The organism is Marininema mesophilum (genome assembly GCF_900106775.1).
Taxonomy (GTDB): Bacteria; Bacillota; Bacilli; order Thermoactinomycetales; family DSM-45169; genus Marininema; species Marininema mesophilum.
Window position 1 is genome coordinate 1 of the sequence record NZ_FNNQ01000030.1, and the last position, 6124, is coordinate 6124.

The 6124-nt window shown below is 47.4% G+C and carries 2 protein-coding genes; both read right to left on the reverse strand.

The window, feature by feature from the left end; all coding sequences use genetic code 11:
• Nucleotides 1-5300 (reverse strand): amino acid adenylation domain-containing protein (locus tag BLV90_RS15730; RefSeq protein ID WP_425433911.1); only part of this gene is annotated, 5300 nt, incomplete at its 3' end.
• 11 nt (nt 5301-5311) lie between these two features.
• A partial coding sequence (locus tag BLV90_RS15735; RefSeq protein ID WP_143035085.1) for a phosphopantetheine-binding protein occupies nt 5312-6124 on the reverse strand: 813 nt, incomplete at its 5' end.

The window sequence follows — 6124 nt, forward strand, 5'->3', positions numbered from 1 at the left end:
AAATCTTTCGGAGAGCGGCTAATCCAGTACGGTACGACAACCAAACGACCGCCATACAGCAAGGCCCCCCATAATTCCCAAACGGAAAAGTCAAACGCATACGAATGGAAAAGCGTCCATGTATCCTGTTCATTAAACTGATACCAGGGTTCTGTAGCCTGAAAGAGTCGGATCACATTACGGTGCTCCACCATCACACCCTTCGGATTTCCCGTCGAACCTGAGGTGTAGATGACATACGCCAAATTCTGAGCGGTCACTTCCACCTTAGGGGAAAGAACACTTTCTCGGGCAATACTCTCTTGATCCTGATCCAGATAAATGGTTTTAACCGTCTTCTGTAACTTTTCTTGCTCTTGTAAGTGTGCTTGGGTAACGAGTATCTGGATACCAGCATCCTCGACAATATATTGTAGCCGTTTCTCTGGATAAGTCGGATCAAGCGGTACATAAGCTCCCCCGGCTTTTAAGATGCCGAGTAACCCCACAACCATGTCTGGGGACCGATCCACACACAACCCCACCAGTGATTCGCTTCCTACTCCCTGCTTCTGAAGGTAATGCGCCAGTTGACTGGCACGTTCGTTCAATTCACGGTAGGTCAGCTGTTGATCCTCATAGACCACGGCGATGGCTTCTGGACGGCTCATGGCTTGTTCTTCAAATAGCTCATGAATCGTCAGAGCTTGAGGATAGGCTACTGTCGTATCATTCCATTCCACCAACAGCTGCTGCTTTTCTTCTTCTGCCATCAGGTCCAAACTTCCCAGTGCTTTTTCTGAATGGTGGGCCACTTCATGCAACCAGTTTTCAAAGTGTCTCGCCATTCTTTCAATGGTTGCCCGATCAAATAAATCCGTGTTGTACTCAAAGGCAGCCCAAAGCCCCTCCGCTTTCTCCACCATCGCTACAGTCAGATCAAATTTCGCGGTTGATACATGGTTGTCTACCAATTCCATCTTTTTACCAGGCAAGTAGGGTAGCTTCCATGACGCCGTATCTTGTAAGGTAAAGAGCGTCTGGAAAATCGGAGAATGACTCGTACTCCGCTCCGGTTGCACCGCTTCCACTATTTTTTCGAAGGGGATATCTTGGTGCTCGTACGCCTTTAGTGCCTTTTGACGCACTTGCGCTAAGAGGTCTCGAAAGGTCGGGTTGCCGCTTACATCCGCTCGATACACGAGAGTGTTGACGAAAAATCCAATCAGCCCCTCGATTTCTTGATGATTGCGGTTCGCAATTGGGCTCCCCACCAAGATGTCGTCTTGTCCGGTATATCGAGACAAGAATCCTTGATAGGCCGCCAGCAAGGTCATAAATAACGTGGACCCTTCCTCACGACTTACCTCTTTTAACTTTTCTACTAAGTATGGTGGGAGGAGGACTTGATGCACAGCCCCGCGATAGGTTTGTTCCACCGGACGCACCCGGTTGGTAGGCCACTGCAAGACTGGTAGTTCGCCAGATAGTTCTTCTTGCCAATATTGAAGCTGTGTATCCAGCCCCTCTTCTTCCATCCACTTCCGTTGCCACTGGGCAAAGTCCGCGTACTGGATCGGCAATGGAGGAAGTTTTTCTGCGGGGGATTCATCCAGTACGTTTTTATACAAGGTGAGCAGTTCCTCTAGGAAAACCCCCATGGACCAGCCATCTGAGATGATGTGATGCATGGTGCACAGGAACATCCACTCTTTTTCATCTATTTGAATGCATTTCGCCCGCATCAAGGGGCCCTGAGCTAGGTCAAAGGGTAGCTCCGCTTCTTCCTGAATGAGACGATGCATCTCCGCTTCTCTTTCTGCGAAGGAAAGATGCATCAGGTTGATCACCGGCAGTTCCTTGGGCATAAAAGGTGGCACCTGTTGCACCGGTTGACCATCCACTTCGTGAATGACTGTGCGTAACACTTCATGCCGCTCAATCAGTGCGTTGAGCCCCTTTTCTAGGCCTTCTATAGACCAATCCCCTTTTAATCGCCATACCCCTGGAATGTTGTAAAGGGCGCTATTGGGCGTAAACCGATCGATGAACCACAGGCGTTGCTGCGCATATGAGAGTGGAACCGGTTCCGTCCGTTCCATCGGCTTCAATGGCGGTAACGTTGCCTTCTCCCCTTGACGCAACTCGTCCAATCGTGTCGCTAACGCCTCAACCGTGGGATAGGCAAATAGCTCCCGGATCGATAGTTCAATCTGAAACGCTTCTTGTAAGCGAGAAGCCACTTGGGTCGCTAATAACGAGTGCCCACCTAATTCAAAGAATGAGTCTTGCGCCCCGATGTTCTCAAGTCCCAGTATCGGCTCCCATACTGACACCACGAGTTCTTCCAATGGGGTTCGTGGGGCGATATACTGCCCTCCCACTTGTTTGCCGTCTGGAATCGGTAAGGCTTTTCGGTCAATTTTCCCATTCGATGTGAGTGGGAACGCGTCCAGCACGACAAAGTAAGCAGGCACCATGTAACTGGGCAATTGATCGGATAGATGGGCTTTCCATTCCGCAACGCTTCCTTCTCCCACAACATAAGCGACTAACCGTTTATCCCCGCGATCATATTCCTGTACCATTACCACAGATTCCTGGATAGAAGAAATCTCATTTAAAGCCCCTTCGATTTCTCCGAGTTCAATCCGAAAACCACGAATCTTGACCTGATTGTCAATCCGCCCCAAAAACTCCAAGTTTCCATCCGGCAGATACCTTACAAGATCGCCAGTTTTATAAAGTTTTTCTTCTGGATGTTCGGAGAAAGGGTGAGGGATAAACTTTTCAGCTGTCTGTTGTTCCGCATATAAATATCCATGAGCCAATCCATCCCCACCAACGTATAATTCACCAGGAATGCCCACAGGAACAGGTTGTAAATTCCTGTCCAATATATAAACAGAGGTGTTGGCAATCGGACGCCCGATCGGGATAGACATCGACACCTCATCTGGATCGGTCATTGAATAGCTACAGGTACAAGTCGTGTTTTCTGTTGGACCATATCCATTAATGACTCGACATCCCGGAATTGACTGCAACACTTTACGTACATGTGCAGCTGAAAGCACATCACCACCAACTAAGAGTTGCTTCACACCATGCAATGCTTTCTGATTAAAGTCTACCACTTGGTGAAATAAACTAGTGGTCAGACACATTATCGTAATACTAGAGTCTTGAATCACTTTACCTAGTTCTTCTAAGGAGAAGCTACTCCCTGGAAATAAAACTAGTTTTCCCCCATTTAAGAGACTTCCCCAAATTTCAAAGGTAGCCGCATCAAAAGATATAGAGGCAACTTGAAGAGAGGTATCATCTGAAGTGAAATGGATATAATCCGTTTCCTTCACTAGCCTTACTACTCCACGATGAGGAATACAAACCCCTTTTGGTTTACCAGTAGACCCCGAAGTAAACATAACATAACTAAGATGTGAAGAATTTATATGATGATTTAAGTTACAATTGTTTTCCGCTAGAATATATAATCGTTCTTCATCTAAATCAATCTTTTTAATTGAACCATTCTGAATGTGGTCGGCCACTTTATCTTTCGTTAATAATATACGGATCTGTGTATGCTCAATCATATAGGTGAGACGATCGAGGGGATAAGTCGGGTCCAGTGGTACATAAGCTCCCCCGGCTTTTAAGATTCCAAGTAACCCCACAATCATATCTGGCGATCGATCCATACAAAGTCCCACCAGTGATTCGGCTCCTACACCTTGCTTCTGAAGGTAGTGCGCCAGCTGGTTGGCACGTTCGTTTAATTTACGGTAGGTCAACTCTTGATCCTCATAGACCACGGCAATGGCTTCTGGACGGCTCATGGCTTGTTCTTCAAATAGCTCATGAACCGTCAGGGCTCGAGGATAGACTACTGTCGTGTCATTCCAATCCACCAGCAGTTGCTGCTTCTCCTCTTCTGCCATCAGGTTCAAACTTCCCAGTGTTTTGTCAGAATGATAAGCTACTTCATTTAACCAGTTTTCAAAGTGCCGCGCCATTCGCTCAATGGTTGCCCCATCAAATAAATCGGTGTTGTACTCAAAAGCAATCCAAAGCCCCTCCGCTTTCTCCTCCATCACCACGGTCAGATCAAATTTCGCGACAGATGTATGAATGTCTACAGGCTCCATAGTTTTCCCAGACAAGTCTCTTGACTTCCGTGACGCTGTATCTTGTAAGGTAAAGCTGGTCTGAAAAATCGGGGAATGACTGTTGCTACGCTCTGGCTGCACCGCTTCCACTATTTTTTCGAAGGGGATATCTTGGTGCTCGTACGCCTTTAGCGCCTTTTGCCGCACCTGGGCTAAGAGTTCTCGAAAGGTCGGGTTTCCGCTTACATCCGCTCGATACACGAGGGTGTTGACGAAAAATCCAATCAGCCCCTCGATTTCTTGATGATTGCGGTTCGCAATCGGGCTACCGACTAAGATGTCTTCTTGTCCGGTATATCGAGACAAGAATCCTTGATAGGCCGCCAGCAAGGTCATAAATAACGTGGACCCTTCCTCACGACTAACCTCTTTTAACTTTTCTACTAAATGAAGTGGGAAGTGAACTTGATGCACAGCGCCATGATAGGTTTGTGCCACCGGACGCACCCGATTGGTAGGCCACTGCAAGACTGGTAGTTCGCCAGATAGTTCTTCTTGCCAATATTGAAGCTGTGTATCTAGCCCCTCTTCCTCTATCCACTTCCGCTGCCACTTGGCAAAGTCTGCATACTGGATCGGCAATAGAGGAAGTTCTGCTGCTTCGTCTTTATATAAGGTGAGCAGTTCCTCTAGGAAAACCCCCATGGACCAGCCGTCTGAGATGATGTGATGCATGGTGCACAGGAACATCCACTCTTTTTCATCTACTTGAATGCATTGGGCCCGCATCAAGGGACCCTGAGCCAAGTCAAAGGGGGATTCCGCTTCTTCTTGAATGAGACGGTTCATCTCGGCTTCTCTTTCTTCGATAGACAGATCCATTAAGTGGATCACCGGCAGCTTCCTTGGCATAAAAGGTTGGATCTGTTGCACCGGCTGACCATCCACTTCACGAATGACCGTGCGTAACACTTCGTGCCGCTCAATCAGTGCGTTGAGCCCCTTTTCCAGACTTTCTATAGACCATTCCCCTCTTAATCGCCATACCCCTGGAATGTTGTAAAGGGCGCTATTGGGCGTAAACCGATCCATAAACCATAAACGTTGTTGCGCGTAAGAAAGTGGGCTGGGTTCTCTTTTTTTATTTTTGTGCAGCTGTTTCTCTAGCAGCATTCTCTTTTCCGGAGAAAGAGTGGAAAGTCTTTCTATTAAATTATTATTCATTTCTTTACACCTTTCTCAGCTGTATTTCTCAACAACTCCTGCGACTCTTCCTCTGACATTTCTTCTAATTGTTTGAGTAGATCAGACAATTCTTTATCATTATGAACTTCTTCCTGCTCCTGAATATATTCTTGGAGACTAGATGTCCGCTCACCAATGTTTGAAAGTAGGTTTAATCTCTCCGCCAAAGCTTCGACTGTAGAATGCTCAAACAATTCACGTAGGGGAAGCTCGATCTGGGATACTTCTTGTAATCGAGGAACCACTTGAGTGGCTAATAACGAGTGTCCACCTAATTCAAAGAAAGAGTCCTGAACTCCTATGTTCTCTATCCCTAGCACTTGTTCCCATACCGAAACCACTAGCTCCTCTAATGAGGTACGAGGGGCAATGTAATGATCCCCAACTTGCTGTTCATCGGGGGCAGGTAGCGCTTTATGATCCACTTTTCCATTCGGGGTAAGGGGAAAGGCTTCTATGGCAACAAAATGTGCAGGAACCATGTAGCTCGGTAATTGCGCTTTGAGATGCTCCCGCCACATGGCAGTACTTCCATCACCGATAACATAGGCCACCAGTCGTTTGTCCCCCGGCTCGTCTTCCCGCACCATGACGATGGCTTCAGTAACGGAAGCATGTGTAAGGAGGGCCGCTTCGATTTCTCCGAGTTCAATCCGGAAACCACGCACTTTTACTTGATGGTCGATCCTCCCCAGATACTCTAAATCCCCATTGGCAAGGTACCTTGCCAAATCCCCTGTCCGGTATAATCGCTTCACCTGCTCTCCAAAACGATGGGAGACGAAACG